A 16,067-nucleotide genomic window follows, 5' to 3' on the forward strand; every position below is an offset into this window, starting at 1 on the left:
GAAGTTCGGCTGGGCCTCGTAGTGCACGCCGAGTTCCTTCTCGCCGCCCTTGCGGTCCTGGGTGGTGGCGGGCTTGCTGTCGGCGGGGGCGGCGTAGGCGGCGGTGACGGGGCCGGCGATGGCGCCGCCGGTGAAGGCGAGGCCGGCAGCGGTCAGGGCGGCCTTACGGATCAGATCGGTACGCATGATCGTATGCACCTTTCGATCGGGGGATACGCGGCACACACCAGAAGGGGGGCGGGTGCGCCGCGGGGTGAGGAAAGGTCACGCCAGAAGTGGGGTGCGCCCGGCGTTCAAGGGGGCGCGGTCCCGGGGGATGTAACGACGCGGGTCCGGCCGGCATTCCGGCCGTCGCCCCGGCCCGTGGAATCGGCTCGGGGGTCACGCGGTCACGACGGTTACAACGCCCCGACCCCCCGGCCCATGCCCGCCGGGGTGGTGGCGCCCGCCACCGCAATCCGCCACGAACCCGACACACAACGCCCAAGGCCACACCCTGGCACCGTCACCGAACCGGACACACGCACCAGACGGGCATCCACCCGACAGGCCGGGCGGGTGTGGTACGGCTGCCACGAAGGCACCGACCGCGAGGTGGCGACCGGTCGACCCGATACGACGGGCCCGGTGGGTCGGGGGTCCTGCGGGCCTGTCGAGCTGCCCCGTCCCTAGGACCACCCGGCACACCAGGCCCAGTCGCCCACGACGGCACGCATGCCCCATCCGTGCGGGCAGCTCGACAGGGCCGAGAAGCGGTACCGGCGCCGAATCGTCCGCGACGCGGTGTGGGCGGGGGTCAGTCCCGGGCGGCGGCGCGGCGGCGCAGCAGGGCGATCGCCTCGTCGACGAGGCCACGCTCGGTGAGCAGCGTGAGCAGCAGCGGCAGGGGGCGCCAGTCGTCGGCCTCGACCGCCTGCCGCAGCAGCGCGATCGCCTCGTCGTGCCGGCCCCGGGCGGCCAGCAGGGCGGCCAGCTCGTCGCGGGCCCTCGGGTCGCCCTGGTCGGCGGCGATCCGCCAGTACCGTTCGGCCTCGTCGGCGCGCCCCTCCTCGGCGAGCAGCGCGGCGAGCCGGGCGGCGGCGTGCCAGTCGCCGTGCTCGGCGCGGGCCCGCAGCTCCTCCGTCCGCCCCCGGTCGGCCAGCAGGTCGACCAGGACGCTGCCCGCTCCGCTCGCGCCGGCCCGGTCGAGGTCACGCAAATAGCCGGTCGGATCGGGCACCGCCGCCAGGCCCGAGGACTCCTCGCCGAAGAATCGGCTGCCGCCGAACTCCCGCCGGAGCTGGTCGTCGAGGTCGTCGGCGAGTTCGACCATGGCCCGTACGGCCAGCAGCAGGTGGGTGGGCACGAAGTCCTGCCCGAAGACGGGCACGGACGCCCATACCGTGTCCCCGGTGCAGTAGACGCGGCCGACGACGAGACCGTTGGTCAGGTCGGAGAGCCGCCGGTACAGCGACTCGGTCGGCTGGACCCCGGTGAGCAGCGGCGAGAACACGTCGACCAGCGGCGGGTCGTCCTGCGCCCGTACGAAGATCATGGCGGAGCCGACGCGGATGCCGACGTCGCCGTCGGCGTCGACCCGCAACTGGTCGGCGGTGACGCCCAGGACGCCGGCCAGCACCTCCTTGACCCGCTGGGTCAGTTTCCCCCCGTGGTCGGGTTCCCCGACGGGCTCCGGGGCGTGACCGGCCGCTCGGGCGGCCACGGGCCGCGCGGCGAGCGCGGCGGCCAGCCTGGTGCGGGTCGGCACGGGAACGGCCGTGGCCGTGGCGGCCGGCCGGGCCGACAGCGCGGAGACGAACCTGCCCAGCAGACTCTCACGCGGCGTCATCGTGCTCGCCGTTCGGTCCGCCACGTGTGTCGTCGGACGGCTCCTCCGTCACCCGGACCTGGTCGAACATCTTGGCGATCACGAGCGGCGCCGCCACCCCGAAGGTGAAGCTGGCGAAGGCGGTGGTGGCCAGGCCACCCGCCCCGGCCGCGGCGGCGAGCCCGGTGCCGGCCACGGTCCGGAGCAGCACCGCGAACACGACGATCGGGGCGTCCCGCCGGTCCCGCCACGGCCACTGCCACCGCCCCCCGGACTCGGTGGTCGGGCGCATCATCCCGGACAGGTTGAGCGCCTCGGCCACCGCGCTGCCGACCAGCCCCCACATCGCGGCCATCCATAGAGACACATCCCTACCGTACTGACCGCCGCACGCGGCGGTCGCACCAGCCCTCGGCTCTCCCGGCGACCACGGTGACGCCACCGTCGACGGTAGAGCCTCCGGGCAAAGCGCGCCTGCCGCACGCAACCCCGGCCCACCTGCGGGTACCCCTGATGACGCCCGGTCGGGAAATTTCGACCGGGCGTCGTCGTCTCGCCGTGGGCGACGGCTCGTATCCTTTCGGCGAACCTCTGGTGGGCTTTCGAGGATGAAAGGACACGGCGTGAGTAACCAGGCCGAGACGTTGGAGTTCCAGGCCGAGGCGCGTCAGCTGCTCCAGCTGATGGTCCACTCGATCTACTCGAACAAGGACGTCTTCCTGCGCGAACTGATCTCGAACGCCTCGGACGCGCTGGACAAGCTGCGGCTGGCGTCGATGGTCGACAAGGAATTGGAGGTCGACACCTCCGACCTGCACATCGAGATCGAGGTCGACAAGGCGGCGCGCACGCTGACCGTCCGGGACAACGGCATCGGCATGTCCCGCGACGAGGTGGTCCAGGTGATCGGCACGATCGCCAAGTCGGGCACGGCGGAGCTGCTGCGCAAGCTGCGCGAGTCCGCCGACGCCGGGGCGCGGCAGGAGCTGATCGGCCAGTTCGGGGTCGGCTTCTACGCGGCGTTCATGGTCGCCGACCGGGTGGAGCTGGTGACCCGGTGGGCGGGGGAGACCGGCGGCACCCGATGGGAGTCGGCCGGCGAGGGCACCTACTCCGTCGAGGCGGTCGACGAGGTGCCGCAGGGCACCGCGGTGACCCTGCACCTCAAGGCGGCGGACGCCGAGGACAACCTGCACGACTACACCGCCGAGTGGACGATCCGGGAGATCGTCAAGCGGTACTCCGACTTCATCGCCTGGCCGATCCGGATGACCGTCGAGCGCCCGGGCGAGGGCGACGCGACCACGACCGAGACCCAGACGCTCAACTCGATGAAGGCGCTCTGGGCCCGGCCCCGCGACGAGGTCGACGAGGCCGAGTACAAGGAGTTCTACAAGCACGTCAGCCACGACTGGGCCGACCCGCTGGACATCGTGCACATGAAGGGCGAGGGCACCTTCGAGTACGAGGCGCTGCTGTTCATCCCCTCCCACGCCCCGCTGGACCTGTTCGCCCCGCAGGGTCGCCGCGGCGTGCAGCTCTACGTCAAGCGCGTCTTCATCATGGACGACTGCGAAGCGCTCATGCCGAACTACCTGCGCTTCGTCAAGGGCGTGGTGGACGCGCACGACCTGTCGCTGAACATCTCCCGGGAGATCCTCCAGCAGGACCGGCAGATCCAGGTGGTCCGCCGCCGGCTGGTCAAGAAGATCCTGTCCACCGTCAGGGACATGAAGGCCAACCACGCCGAGCGCTACCGGACCTTCTGGACCGAGTTCGGCGCGGCGGTCAAGGAGGGCCTGATCGACGACACGGAGAACCGGGACACCCTCCTGGAGATCCTCTCGGTCGCCTCGACCCACGACCCGGCCGAGCCGACCGACCTCGCCGGCTACGTCAGCCGGATGAAGGACGGGCAGGCCGACATCTACTACGCCACCGGCGAGTCCCGCTCCATGATCGAGAACTCGCCGCACATGGAGGCGTTCCGCGCCAAGGGCTACGAGGTGCTGCTGCTCACCGACCCGGTCGACGAGGTGTGGGTCGAGCGCGTCGGCCAGTACGACGGCCGGACCCTGCGCTCGATCGCCAAGGGCCAGGTCGACCTGGACACCGAGGAGGAGAAGAAGGAGACCGAGGCCGAGCGCGAGCAGCAGCGCAAGGACTTCGCCGATCTGCTCACCTGGATGGGGGCCACCCTCGCCGACTCCGTCAAGGAGGTCCGCCTCTCCTCCCGGCTGACCACCTCGCCCGCCTGCGTCGTCGGTGACGCCCACGACATCACCCCGACGCTGGAGAAGATGTACCGGGCGATGGGGCACGAGGTGCCGGCGGTCAAGCGGATCCTGGAGCTGAACCCGGGGCACCCGCTCGTCACCGGCCTGCGCAAGGCCCACGAGGAGGGCGGCACCGAGGAGTCGCTGAAGGAGACCGCCGAGCTGTTGTACGGCATGGCGCTGCTCGCCGAGGGTGGGGAGCTGGCCGACCCGTCCCGGTTCACCCGCATCCTCGCCGACCGTCTCGCCCGTACCCTGTAGCGCTGTTCCGGCCGGTCGGCGGGGCAGACACCCCCGCCGACCGGCCATACTCGCGGCCGTGATCGAACAGACCTCGCCCAATCGTCCCGGCCCGGCGTCCGCGCTGCGGTTCGTCACCGAACTGATCGCCTGGGTGGCGACGCCGTGGGCGCTCGCCCCGCACTCGGTGGTCCTGGCGGTCGCCTCGGTGGTCGTCCTCGTGGGGCTGCCGACGGTCTTCGCCACCCCGGGGGACAGGCCACGGGTGCTGGTTCCGGTGCCCGGCATCGTCACCATCGCGCTGGTCGTGCTGCAACTGGTCGCTGCGGGCGTGTCGGCCTGGTTCGCGTGGCCGCGAGGCGTGGCCGTCGCCACGACGGCGCTGGTGCTGCTGACCGTGGTCGCGGAGCTGCCCCGCTGGCGGTGGCTGGCGCACGCGCGATGACGGCCGGCCGCCCGGCGTCCCCGGATGACGGCCGGGGGCCGACCCGCCTCACCGGCCCGGGCGTGGAAACCGCGCGGGCTGGGTATCACCGCCGGCCATGAGCACGAGTACCGCGGCGGACGCCGCGCCGGCGGCCGTCGGCACGGTCGCGGTCGTCGCCCACCGCAGGAAGACCCTCGGCGGCGGCCTCGACGCGCTACGCGCGGAGCTGGCCGGCGCCGGGGTCGAGAACCTGATCTGGTGCGAGGTGCCGAAGAGCCGCAAGGCGCCGAAGAAGGTCCGTAAGGCGCTGAAGAAGGGCGCCGAGTTGGTCTTCGTGTGGGGCGGCGACGGCATGGTGCAGCGCTGCGCCGACGCCCTCGCCGGCTCGGGCGCCGCCATGGCGATCCTGCCCGCGGGCACCGCCAACCTCTTCGCCGCCAACCTCGGCATCCCCGAGGACCTTTCCGAGGCCGTCCGGATCGGCCTGCGCGGCCCGCGCCGCGCCCTGGACCTCGGCAGGCTCAACGGCGAACACTTCGCCGTGATGGCCGGCGCCGGCTTCGACGGCGACCTCATCCGCGACGCCGACCGCACGCTCAAGGGCAGGTTCGGCCGCCTCGCGTACATGTGGACGGGGCTGCGGCACGTCCGGGGCGAACTGGTCCGCACCCGGATCACCGTCGACGGCGCCGGGTGGTTCGACGGCGAGGCGAGCTGCGTGCTGTTCGGCAACGTCGGCACCATCACCGGCGGCATCCCCGCCTTCGACGACGCCCGCCCCGACGACGGCTGCCTGGAGGTCGGCGTGTCCACCGCCGACGGCGCGGTGGACTGGGCGCGCACCCTCGGCCGGATGGCCGCCGGCCGCTCGGCGGAGTCGCCGTTCGTGCGCGTCACGCGGGGCCGCAGGGTCAGGGTCCGCCTCGCGGCGCCGCGCAGGTACGAACTTGACGGCGGTGCCCGCAAGGAGGTCACCAGGCTCAAGGTGCGGGTCGTCCCCGGTGCGCTGACGGTCTGCTGCCCCGAACCCGTCTCGTGACGGGCGCCTCAGGCAAGCGCTGGCGGGGGTGTAACGCCTACGCGACCTGCGACGCTGCCGACTTTCGTCATTCTGAATGAAAGTAGTGTCAGCGGCGACGAAAGGTCTGGACACGCTGACGGCAAGTCAGTAGTGTCGGGACACATCAATATGTTTCATCGAGATGAACCGGCGGCGCGGTGACTCTCGACCGTGGTCCCAGGCGGCGCAACACGCCCGGCGGCCACGGGTAAGGCCAGGGATGGCACCCCGGGTCGGCGCTCCAAGACAGCGCCCCGGTGCGGAAACGCTCCGTGGCTTGACCGATGCCCATCCCTTCTCACTCACATCCCGTCACCCCGACGCGGCACCTGTCTGACCCGCGCGCGCGAACCGGCTCGCCGCTGGCATCAGGCAGACCCCGTTCACCCAGGACGACCGTGACAGCTGGTCACGGCCGAGGACCCCGTGCGGCCAGGGAGGGGCGCACAGGCTGCCGACACGAAGAAGCCGTCGATCTGATGAAGGGTTCGTACGGGCATGTGACGACGCTCGACCTGGATCCGCGGACAGGTGTGCCCCTGCCGCCCCCGAGCAGCTCCCGAAGCTTCGGGACGCGGCAGCGCTGACTACTCATGACATCGGCCGGCCGACGCACGCTGCGCCGGTGTCCCCCTCGGACCGTGAAAGAGGAATCCATGAACGGGTACTCACCGCCCGGTCGGCTCTCCGTGGGCCGGCTCCGGCATTCGATTGCGGCAGTCGCCACGGCGGTCCTGCTGCTGGTGACAGCCGGACTGGTGGCGGCTCCGGCGAACGCGCGCCCGGTCGACGCGGACCGCGCACGGACAGCCGACGCGAGCGGGCCGCCCCGGCAGCTACAGGCCCAGGTGCTGACCTGGACCGCCGGCGACAACTTCCTCTCGTACCTCTCCGCGCCCACCACCGCCGTCGCCGGGCCGGCGACGCTCGTGTTCGAGAACAGCGCCGCGACCGGCAACACCACCGGCATGCAGCACACCCTGACCTTCGACACCACCAACCCGGCGTACAACAGCGACGTCGACGTGAACATCCTGGCCGACCCGACGGACGCCAACGGGGGCCGGTGGACCGTCGACGTGGTGCTCTCGCCCGGCACGTACCGCTACTTCTGCGCCATCCCCGGCCACGGCGGGATGACCGGCCTCCTGGTCGTCACCGGTGGCGGCTCGGACACCACGCCCCCGACCGCGTCGGCCGCGGTGTCGGGCGAGCGGAACGACACCGGCGCCTACCTGGGGTCGGCGACGGTGACGCTGTCCGCGACCGACGAGGGCTCCGGCGTCGACCGGGTCGAGTACTCCCTGGACGGCGGCCCCTACGGCACCTACTCGGCGCCGGTGACGGTCAACCAGCCGGGGCAGCACACGGTGACCTATCGGGCCACCGACAAGGCGGGCAACACCTCGACCCCGCAGTCGGTGTCGTTCACCGTGGTGGAACCGCCGAAGCCGGACACCACCCCGCCGACCGCGACGGCCGCGGTCACCGGGCAGCGCGACGACAACGGCGCCTACGTCGGCAGCGCCACCGTGACGCTGTCGGCCACGGACACCGAGTCGGGCGTCGACCGCGTCGAGTACTCCCTGGACGGCGGTGCGTACGCCACCTACGCGGCGCCGGTGACGGTCAACCAGCCGGGGCAGCACACGGTGACGTACCGGGCCACCGACAAGGCGGGCAACACCTCCGCGGCCCAGTCGGTCTCCTTCACCGTGGTGGAACCGCCGAAGCCGGACACCACCCCGCCGACCGCGACGGCCGCGGTCACCGGGGAGCGCGACGACAACGGCGCGTACGTGGGCTCGGCGACGGTGACGCTGTCGGCCACCGACACGGAGTCGGGCGTCGACCGGATCGAGTACTCCCTCGACGGGCAGCCGTACGCCACCTACACCGCGCCGGTCGCCGTGACCCAGCCCGGCCAGCACACGCTGAGCTACCGGGCGACGGACAAGGCGGGCAACACCTCGGCCGCGCAGTCGGTGTCGTTCACCGTGGTGCGACCGCCGGAGCCGGACACCACCCCGCCGACCGCGACGGCCGCGGTCACCGGGCAGCGCGACGACAACGGCGCCTACGTCGGCAGCGCCACCGTGACGCTGTCGGCCACGGACACCGAGTCGGGCGTCGACCGGATCGAGTACTCCCTGGACGGGGGCGCCTACGCCGGCTACTCCGCGCCGGTGACGGTCAACCAGCCGGGTCAGCACACGCTGAGCTACCGGGCGACGGACAAGGCGGGCAACACCTCGGCCGCGCAGTCGGTGTCGTTCACCGTGGTGCAGCCGCCCGCCCCGGACACCACGCCACCGACGGCGACCGCCACGGTGAGCGGCCAGCGGGACAACGCCGGGGCGTACGTCGGCGCCGCCACGGTCACCATCTCGGCCACCGACACCGGCACCGGTGTGGACCGGATCGAGTACTCCCTCGACGGGCAGCCCTACGCCGCCTACTCGGCGCCGGTCACCGTCAACCAGGTCGGCCAGCACACGGTCAGCTACCGGGCCACCGACAAGGCCGGCAACACCTCGGCCGCCCAGTCGGTGTCGTTCACCGTGGTCGACCCGCCGGCGCCGGACACCACCCCGCCGACCGTCACGGCGGCGCTCTCCGGCCAGCTCGACGACCACGGCGCCTACCTCGGCAGCGCCACCGTCGTCCTCACCGCCGCCGACGCCGGCTCAGGCGTGGACCGGATCGAGTACTCCCTCGACGGGCAGCCGTACGCCCGCTACTCGGCGCCGGTCACCGTGAACCAGCCCGGCGGGCACACGGTCAGCTACCGGGCCACCGACAAGGCCGGCAACACCTCGGGCACCGCGTCGGTCACCTTCACCGTGGTCGCCAGCGGCCCCAGCGCCTGCCCGGTGCCGGACACCCGGCCGACGGTGTGGCTCGGCACGGTGGACAGCGGCGTGCCGAACCGGGTGGTCGCCGACGGCTGCACGATCAACAACGCCATCCACGACGAGAAGGCGTGGCCCCACCACGGCCAGTTCGTCAAGCACGTCACGGACGTCGCGGAGCACCTGCACCACCTCGGCCTGATCGACCACAAGGAGCACGGTCGCCTGGTGAGCGCCGCCGCCCGCTCCGGCGTCGGCAAGCCGGACGGGAAGAACGGCTACCAGCCGCTGCTGGACGCCTCGGCGGCGTCGTTCGACCGGTGGGAGCACGTCGGCGCGGGCGGATTCACCCGCAACGCCGACGGCTCGATCACCAGCCGGGCCGTCTCCGGCCTCGGCATGCTCTGGCTACCCACCGCCGAGTACGGCGACTTCTCGCTGAAGCTGCAGTGGCGCGACGACGCCCCCGGCACCGGCCGCGCCAACAGCGGAGTCTTCGTCCGCTTCCCCGACGTGCACGGCCATGCCCAGGAGCCCCGCCCCGAGTGGGTGGCCATCAAGTACGGCCACGAGCTGCAGATCCACGACCGGCCCGACGGCGACCAGTACAAGAGCGGATCGGTGTACGGCTTCGACCGGGTCGACCTGGCCGGCGCGAAGGTGGCCCCGAAGGGCACCTGGAACGACTACGAGATCCGGGTGGTGGGCCAGCACTACTCCGTCTTCCGCAACGGCGAACTGATCAACGAGTACGTGAACACCCCGGACGCGGTGTTCAGCCCGCCCCGGGCCGACGACCCGGGCGGCGCCGGCCGCCAGCACGCCCGCGGACACATCGGACTGCAGAACCACGGCACCGCCGACGTCGTGAGCTTCCGCAACGTGCGGATCGCGCCGCTCTCCGCGTGCTGCCCCGGCGGCGCGCCCTCCTCTGCCAACCCGAGCAGCTGCTGCTGACGATCGAAGGGAACAACCATGGCGAAGAACAGGATCGACCGTCGGGCGTTACTGCGCGGCCTCGCCGGCTCCACCGTCGCGGTCGGCGCGGCCAGCCTCGCCGGAGCGCTGCCCGCCACGGCGTCCGGCGGCGCCTCGAACGGCCACCTGGTGCCGCGCGGGCACCTGGGCATCCAGCTCTACAGCGTCCGGGACAAGGTCACGCAGTTCGGCTTCGCGGCCGTCTTCGAGGAGCTGTCCCGCATCGGCTACCGGGAGGTGGAGTTCGCCGGCTACACCCAGGGCAACGTCGGCCCGATCACGCCGGCGCAGATCCGCCAGCTGCTCGACGACAACGGGCTGAAGGCGGCCGGCAGCCACCGCGGGCTCGGCGACTTCCGGAACAACCTGGAGTGGGAACTGGACGTCGCCGAGACCCTCGGCATGCCGGCCCTCGGCACCGCGCAGGCGCCCACCGGCAACCGCACCATCGCCGGGTACCAGGCCGCCGCCGCCGAGTTCAACGAGTGGGGCGCCGCCGCCGCGGCCCGGGGGATCAAGCTCTACCAGCACAACCACACCATCGAGTTCAGCTTCGCCGTCGACCGGCCCGACGTGCGGCTGTACGACCTGTTCCTGGAGCTGACCGATCCCCGGTACGTGTTCCTGGAGATGGACATCCTGTGGGCGTACGGAGGTGCCCGCAAGTACCCGGGGTTCCGGCCGGTCGACTACGTCAACGCGCATCCGCACCGGTTCCCGCTGTTCCACGTCAAGGACGGCGTCCCGCTGCCCGACCCGCAGCAGGGCAACTCCTACCTGGACGTCGAGTTCGGCGCCGGGGTCATCCCGTTCGCCGAGTTCTTCACCGACCTCGACGGGGGTGGCCGGTTCACCTACCTGTGGGAGCAGGACACCGGGCCGAACGCCCAGCCCAACCCGCCGGGCTCCCTCGGCGCCGCCGAGCGCAGCTACCAGCGCATCGTCGACCTGCGGGGTGACCGGTGAGCGCCTGGCGTCTCGTCGAGGACCCCCCGCCGCCCGGGGACGGCGGCGCGCCCGAGGACGACGGTGCCGGCAGGCGCCGCGGACCGAGCACCCGCCGGCTGCTGGTGGTGGCGGCCACCGTGCTGCTGACCCTGGTCGGCGCCGGCGGCCTGGCCGCCGCCCGCTCCGGGGCGTTCTTCGCCGAACGGCCGGAAGGCTGTGCCAAGCCGGACCGCAGCATGCAGCTGTACGCGGTGGAGCTGCCCAAGGACGGCACCCAGATCCGGCTCGGCTACGGCCTCACCCCGCAGACGGCCTCCTACCCGGGCCCGACGATCGAGATGACCGAGGGGGAGTGCGTCGCCATCACCCTGCACAACCAGGTGCCGGCGGCCACCCTGACGCAGCTGCGTACCGACCCGGCGCATCCGCTGGGCGTCTCGCTGCACGTGCACGGGGTCAAGTACACCCAGCTCTCCGACGGCACCGTGCAGAGCGGCTCCTTCGTCCCGCCCGGCGAGTCGCGCACGTACACCTGGTTCGCCCAGCAGCGGAACAGGAAGACCGGTTCGCCGGGCACGGCCGGCTACTGGTGGTACCACGACCACGTGGTGGGCGGTCCGCACGGCACCCAGGGCCTCGGCGCGGGTCTCTTCGGCGGGCTGGTGGTCCGGCGACCCGGCGACCCGAAGCCGGATCGCACCTACACCGTGGTCTTCGGCGATCGGCAGAGCATCAACCTGCGCCGCGGCGCGGCCGCCGACACCTGCGACGCGCAGAACCCGCAGCCGGGGCCGACCTGCCTGGTCGCCCGTAAGGGGGAGAAGGTCGAGTTCGTCGTCGTCGGCATCGGCAACGACATGCACACCTTCCACCTGCACGGCCACTCCTGGGCGGACACCCGGACCGGCCTGGTGGACAACGGACAGCCGTTCGCCGACGGCGTCCCGATCATCGACAACAAGCCGCTCGGCCCCGGCGACTCGTTCGGGTTCCAGGTGACGGCCGGTGACTCGGTCGGACCGGGGCACTGGATGCTGCACTGCCACATGCAGTTCCACTCCGACGGCGGCATGTCGACCATGCTGCACGTCCTGGACGAGGACGGGGCGATGCCTCCGGGCCACGGCCACCACTCCCACCCGGCGAACGCCACCGGCACCACCGCCGACGCCGGGCAGCACCAGCACAACTGACCACCCGCGCCGCCGACGAGGGGCGTCGGCCGCCGGTCCGTCCGGAGCTGTACGGACCGGCGGTCACCCCGGACCGCGTCACCGCCGTGGGCCCGCCGGCATCTCCTGACCGCACCGTCTCCTGCTCGACCCGCTCGGACAACGCACCTCCGCCACACCTCACCCGTGAAGGAGTCGAAATGGCTCAACAACGCCGTTTCCGCCTGTCCCGATGGGGCGGACGTCGGCCCGTCGACGTCACAGCCTCCCCACCACCGGCCACCCGCCGGGTACGACGCACGAGCGCCCTCGCCGCGAGCGCCGTGCTGACGCTCGGCCTGCTGGCCCTGCCCGCGCACGCCGCCGGCCCGGCGCCCGTGCAGGCGGCGCCCGCCGAGGCCGCTGCCGCGGTGAAGCTGCTGGTCTTCCACGGCCCGGTGGACCAGCAGGACGATCCGGTCACCAAGGCTGTCGACGCGATCCGGGACCTGGGCGCGGAGCACGGATTCGCCGTCGACGCGTCCGCCGACCCGGGGGTGTTCACCTTCGGCAACCTGGCCCGGTACCGGAGCGTGGTGTTCCTGTCCGCCAACGGGGTCGCCCTCGACGACGCCCAGGAGGCCGCGTTCCAGGCGTACATCAAGGGCGGCGGCGGTTTCCTCGGCGTGCACGACGCGGCCCGCGCCCAACCCACCTCCGCCTGGTTCACCGGCCTGATCGGCACCCGCCCGGCCGCCGGCCTGCCGAACGCCGAGAAGCCCGTCTCCGCCTCGGCGAGCGCGGAGAACCCGCCGAACGAGACCGCCGCGAAGGCGATCGACGGGTCGACCGGGACCAAGTGGCTGACCTTCAACCCGACCGGCTGGCTGGCGGTGAAGCTGGCGAAGCCGGTGGTGGTGAGCCGCTACGCGCTGACCTCCGCCAACGACTTCCCGGGCCGGGACCCGAAGAACTGGACCCTGCAGGGCTCCGAGGACGGCACCACCTGGACGGACCTGGACACCCGCAGCAACGAGACGTTCCCGCAGCGGTTCCAGACCCGGCAGTTCAGCTTCACCAACAGCAAGGCCTACCTGCACTACCGGCTCAACGTCACCGCCAACAGCGGGGAACCGCTGATCCAGCTCGCCGAGCTGTGGCTGATCGGTCCCGACGCCGGCCCGCCGCCGGACAGCACGGTGCAGCAGGCCGTGGTCGACCTCACCGACCGGCAGCACCCGGCCAACCAGGGCCTGCCGCTGACCTGGAAGCGGTCCGACCAGTGGATCAACTGGGACCCGAGCCCGACCGGCCGGGTGCACACCGTCGCGCAGGTCGAGGAGGGCACCTACAACCCGGGCCTGAGCGGCAACGGCGCCTTCCACCCGATCTCCTGGTGCCAGGACTACGACGGCGGCCGGTCCTTCTACACCGGCATGGGGCGCACCGAGGCCAGCTACACCACCGACAAGCAGTTCCGCAGCCACCTGCTCGGCGCGATCAGGTGGACCGCCGGGCTGGTCCGCGGCGACTGCCAGGCGACCGTCGCCTCCAACTACCGGATCGAGCGGCTGACCGCCACCAACCAGCCGGGCCAGCTCGACCAGATCGGCGAGCCGCACGGCCTGACCGTCGCGCCCGACGGCACGGTGTTCTACATCGGCAAGGCGGCCTGCCCGTCCGGGCCGATCGTCAGCTGGGACGACCCCAAGGTCGGCCTCGGCTGCGGGACCATCCACCAGTGGGACCCGAAGACCAAGCAGGTCAAGCTCCTCACCACCCTCGCCGTGATGGGCAACCGGGGCAGCGGCAGCGAGCTGGTGAAGAACGAGGAGGGCCTGGTCGGCATCACCCTCGACCCGAATTTCGCGCAGAACCGCTGGGTCTACGTCTACTGGATGCCGCACGAGTCGATCGACCGGGTCAAGCGGATCGGCCAGCGGACGGTGTCCCGGTTCACCTACGACGCCGCGAAGCAGACCATCGACCAGGGCACCCGCAAGGACCTGCTGCGCTGGGACACGCAGATCCACAGTTGCTGCCACGCGGGCGGTGGCATGACCTTCGACGAGAGCGGCAACCTCTACATCGGCACCGGCGACAGCAACTCGTCCGGCGGCTCCAGCGGCTACTCCGGCAACAACTGGACCCAGGAGTACCAGGGCGTGTCGTTCCAGGACGCCCGGCGCACCTCCGGCAACACCAACGACCTCAACGGCAAGATCCTGCGGATCCACCCGGAGCCGGATGGCACCTACACCATCCCCGACGGCAACCTGTTCACCGGCAAGGAGGAGGGCGGCGGCAAGACCCGCCCGGAGATCTACGTGATGGGTGTCCGCAACATCGCGCGGATCGCCTGGGACCCGGTCAACGACTGGCTGACCGCCGCGTGGGTCGGCCCGGACGCCGGTGGCCCCAGCCCGGAGCTCGGACCGGCGAAGTACGAGACGGCGACGATCATCACCTCCGCCGGCAACCAGGGCTGGCCGTACTGCATGGGCAACCGGCAGCCCTACCGGGACCGCAGCAACACCGACGCCAACGTGCTCGCCGGCTGGTACGACTGCGACAACCTGAAGAACACCTCGCCGCGCAACACCGGGCTGGTCGACATCCCGCCGGCGCGCGACAACATGATCTGGTACTCGCCGCAGGGCGGTGGCCCGGTCTACCCGAAGCGCACCGACGGCAGTGGCCTGCCGACCTACCAGGTCGGGCAGGAGACGTTCACCCAGCCGTACCTCAAGGGCGGCGGCCAGGCCATCATGGACGGCCCCACCTACCAGCGGGAGAAGGTCGACGTCGACAGCGGCGTGGCCTGGCCGGCGTACTGGGACAACAAGTGGTTCATCGGTGACCAGTCCAACGCCAACAACCGCGTCGCGGTGACCGTCGACCCGGCGAACGTCCCGAAGCAGGGGCCACCGGCCTTCGCCGAGGACCTGCGCAGCATCATCCGCTCGGGCAGCGGCGGCACCCAGCTCCAGTCCTGGATGGACGCCAAGTTCGGCCCGGACGGCGCGCTCTACCTGTTGGACTACGCCGGCGGGTTCTTCAGCCTGCACCCGAACCAGAAGCTGGTCCGGATCGCCTACCAGGGCGGCCCGGCCACGCCGAACCCGAACCACGCCACCGCGCGGGCCGTCGCGCAGAGCAACCCGAAGACGATCGCCTTCTCCAGCGCGAAGGCCGGCGGCGTGGCCTGGGAGTGGAACTTCGGTGACGGCAGCGCGCCGTCGCGCGAGGCCAACCCCACCCACACGTACGCGAAGTTCGGCACCTTCCAGGCGACGGTGAAGGTGACCTACGCCGACGGCGAGGTGGCCACCGGAACGATCGAGGTGGTCGTCGGCTGCGCCGCACCGGACACCCGCAGGACGGTACGGCTCCTCGACGCCGACACCGGCGTGACCAACCACCAGGTCGGCGGCGACTGCACCGTCAACGACCTGATCGACGACGAGCGCATGTGGACCGACCACGGCCAGTTCGTGAGCCACGTCGCCGCTGTGGTGGGCGACCTGCGCAAGGCGGGCGTCCTCGACAGCCGCGAGGCGTCCGCGCTGCAGAAGGCCGCTGCCCAGTCGCCGATCGGCAAGGCCCCCGGCTACCAGCCGATCTTCGACGGCTCGGCGGGCTCGCTCGCCGAGTGGCGGCAGGCGCCCGGCGGGTCGTTCACGCTCCAGCCGGACGGCTCGATCCGCAGCTCGGGCGGGCTCGGCATGCTCTGGTACGCCAAGCAGGAGTTCGCGGACTTCTCCCTGCGGCTGCAGTTCCGGGACGTCTCCACCGGCAACACGTACGCCAACAGCGGCGCGTTCGTCCGGTTCCCGGACCCCCGGACGCCGCTGGAGCAGCGACCGGCCGGTAGTTGCGGGACGGTGGGGTCGGCCCGTAGTTCCCAGGCATGGGTGGCCATCTACTGCGGTCACGAGATCCAGATCTACGACGGTCCCACCGGCGAGCCGCAGAAGACCGGGTCGATCTACAACTTCGACCCGATCGGGCTGGACCAGGCCGGGGTGACCCCGAAGGGCCAGTGGAACGATTACGAGATCCGGGTGGTCGGGCAGCACTACACGATCACCCGTAACGGCGTCGTGATCAACGAGTTCGACAACACGCCGGGCAAGGCCTCGTCCCGCCAGGGCGACCCGCCGACGGACCTGCGCCAGTTCCTGAGCGGATTCGTCGGGTTGCAGAACCACGGCAACAGCGACCTGATCGAGATCCGCAACGTCAGGGTGCGGGAGCTGTAGCGACGTGGTGCCGCTGGACCCGGCCCGGGTCCACCCGATGCCCGCCTCCGACGGGCCGGCCGGGCC

At 71.8% G+C, this 16,067-nt stretch carries 9 protein-coding genes and 1 pseudogene; 7 read left to right on the forward strand and 3 right to left on the reverse strand.

Translation table 11 applies throughout. The features are described from left to right. The 3 genes and pseudogenes from ABT006_RS33920 to ABT006_RS33930 all read right to left on the reverse strand — a co-directional run. Window positions 1-186: pseudogene (locus ABT006_RS33920) on the reverse strand (C39 family peptidase); the annotation flags it as partial. A 610-nt stretch (window positions 187-796) separates the two neighbouring features. Beyond that, window positions 797-1,828 carry a T3SS (YopN, CesT) and YbjN peptide-binding chaperone 1 gene (locus tag ABT006_RS33925; RefSeq protein WP_350712563.1) on the reverse strand — a complete coding sequence of 344 codons (1,032 nt, stop codon included), beginning with the start codon at window positions 1,826-1,828 and terminating at the stop codon, window positions 797-799. After that, window positions 1,815-2,174 carry a hypothetical protein gene (locus ABT006_RS33930; RefSeq protein ID WP_350712564.1) on the reverse strand — a complete coding sequence of 120 codons (360 nt, stop codon included), beginning with the start codon at window positions 2,172-2,174 and terminating at the stop codon, window positions 1,815-1,817. The genes ABT006_RS33925 and ABT006_RS33930 overlap by 14 nt, the downstream gene beginning before the upstream one ends. 241 nt (window positions 2,175-2,415) lie before the next feature. On the opposite strand from ABT006_RS33930, the gene htpG reads away from it, so the two are divergent. The 7 genes from htpG (at window position 2,416) to ABT006_RS33965 (ending at window position 16,001) form a co-directional block, all read left to right on the forward strand. Beyond that, the gene (gene htpG / locus ABT006_RS33935) at window positions 2,416-4,344 is read left to right on the forward strand and encodes a molecular chaperone HtpG (protein ID WP_350712565.1); all 1,929 of its coding nucleotides are present in this window, start codon (window positions 2,416-2,418) and stop codon (window positions 4,342-4,344) included. Window positions 4,345-4,402: 58 nt separating this feature from the next. Continuing rightward, a complete protein-coding gene (locus tag ABT006_RS33940; RefSeq protein ID WP_350712566.1) occupies window positions 4,403-4,768 on the forward strand; it encodes a hypothetical protein in 366 nt (121 codons plus the stop codon). A 97-nt stretch (window positions 4,769-4,865) separates the two neighbouring features. Beyond that, entirely contained in the window at window positions 4,866-5,789 is a 924-nt protein-coding gene (locus ABT006_RS33945; RefSeq protein ID WP_350712567.1) for a diacylglycerol/lipid kinase family protein, read from the forward strand. 677 nt (window positions 5,790-6,466) lie between these two features. After that, window positions 6,467-9,619: an OmpL47-type beta-barrel domain-containing protein gene (locus tag ABT006_RS33950; RefSeq protein WP_350712568.1), complete on the forward strand. Its 3,153-nt coding sequence runs from the start codon at window positions 6,467-6,469 to the stop codon at window positions 9,617-9,619. Window positions 9,620-9,637: 18 nt separating this feature from the next. Continuing rightward, the gene (locus tag ABT006_RS33955) at window positions 9,638-10,606 is read left to right on the forward strand and encodes a sugar phosphate isomerase/epimerase family protein (RefSeq protein ID WP_350712569.1); all 969 of its coding nucleotides are present in this window, start codon (window positions 9,638-9,640) and stop codon (window positions 10,604-10,606) included. Next, window positions 10,603-11,781, forward strand: coding sequence for a multicopper oxidase domain-containing protein (locus tag ABT006_RS33960; RefSeq protein ID WP_350712570.1), 1,179 nt, complete (start codon window positions 10,603-10,605; stop codon window positions 11,779-11,781). The genes ABT006_RS33955 and ABT006_RS33960 overlap by 4 nt, the downstream gene beginning before the upstream one ends. Window positions 11,782-11,960: 179 nt before the next feature. Beyond that, window positions 11,961-16,001, forward strand: coding sequence for a ThuA domain-containing protein (locus ABT006_RS33965; RefSeq protein ID WP_350712571.1), 4,041 nt, complete (start codon window positions 11,961-11,963; stop codon window positions 15,999-16,001). The last annotated feature ends 66 nt before the right edge of the window (window positions 16,002-16,067 follow it).

The organism is Micromonospora sp. NPDC002717, from assembly GCF_040295705.1.
Lineage (GTDB): Bacteria > Actinomycetota > Actinomycetes > Mycobacteriales > Micromonosporaceae > Micromonospora.

Excerpts from the sequence above, each read along its gene's own strand:
- ABT006_RS33925 (WP_350712563.1), bottom strand. The coding sequence starts at position 1,828 with ATGACGCCGCGTGAGAGTCTGCTGGGCAGGTTCGTCTCCGCGCTGTCG.
- ABT006_RS33945 (WP_350712567.1), top strand. The coding sequence starts at position 4,866 with ATGAGCACGAGTACCGCGGCGGACGCCGCGCCGGCGGCCGTCGGCACG.
- ABT006_RS33955 (WP_350712569.1), top strand. The coding sequence starts at position 9,638 with ATGGCGAAGAACAGGATCGACCGTCGGGCGTTACTGCGCGGCCTCGCC.
- htpG (WP_350712565.1), top strand. The coding sequence starts at position 2,416 with ATGAAAGGACACGGCGTGAGTAACCAGGCCGAGACGTTGGAGTTCCAG.
- ABT006_RS33965 (WP_350712571.1), top strand. The coding sequence starts at position 11,961 with ATGGCTCAACAACGCCGTTTCCGCCTGTCCCGATGGGGCGGACGTCGG.
- ABT006_RS33950 (WP_350712568.1), top strand. The coding sequence starts at position 6,467 with ATGAACGGGTACTCACCGCCCGGTCGGCTCTCCGTGGGCCGGCTCCGG.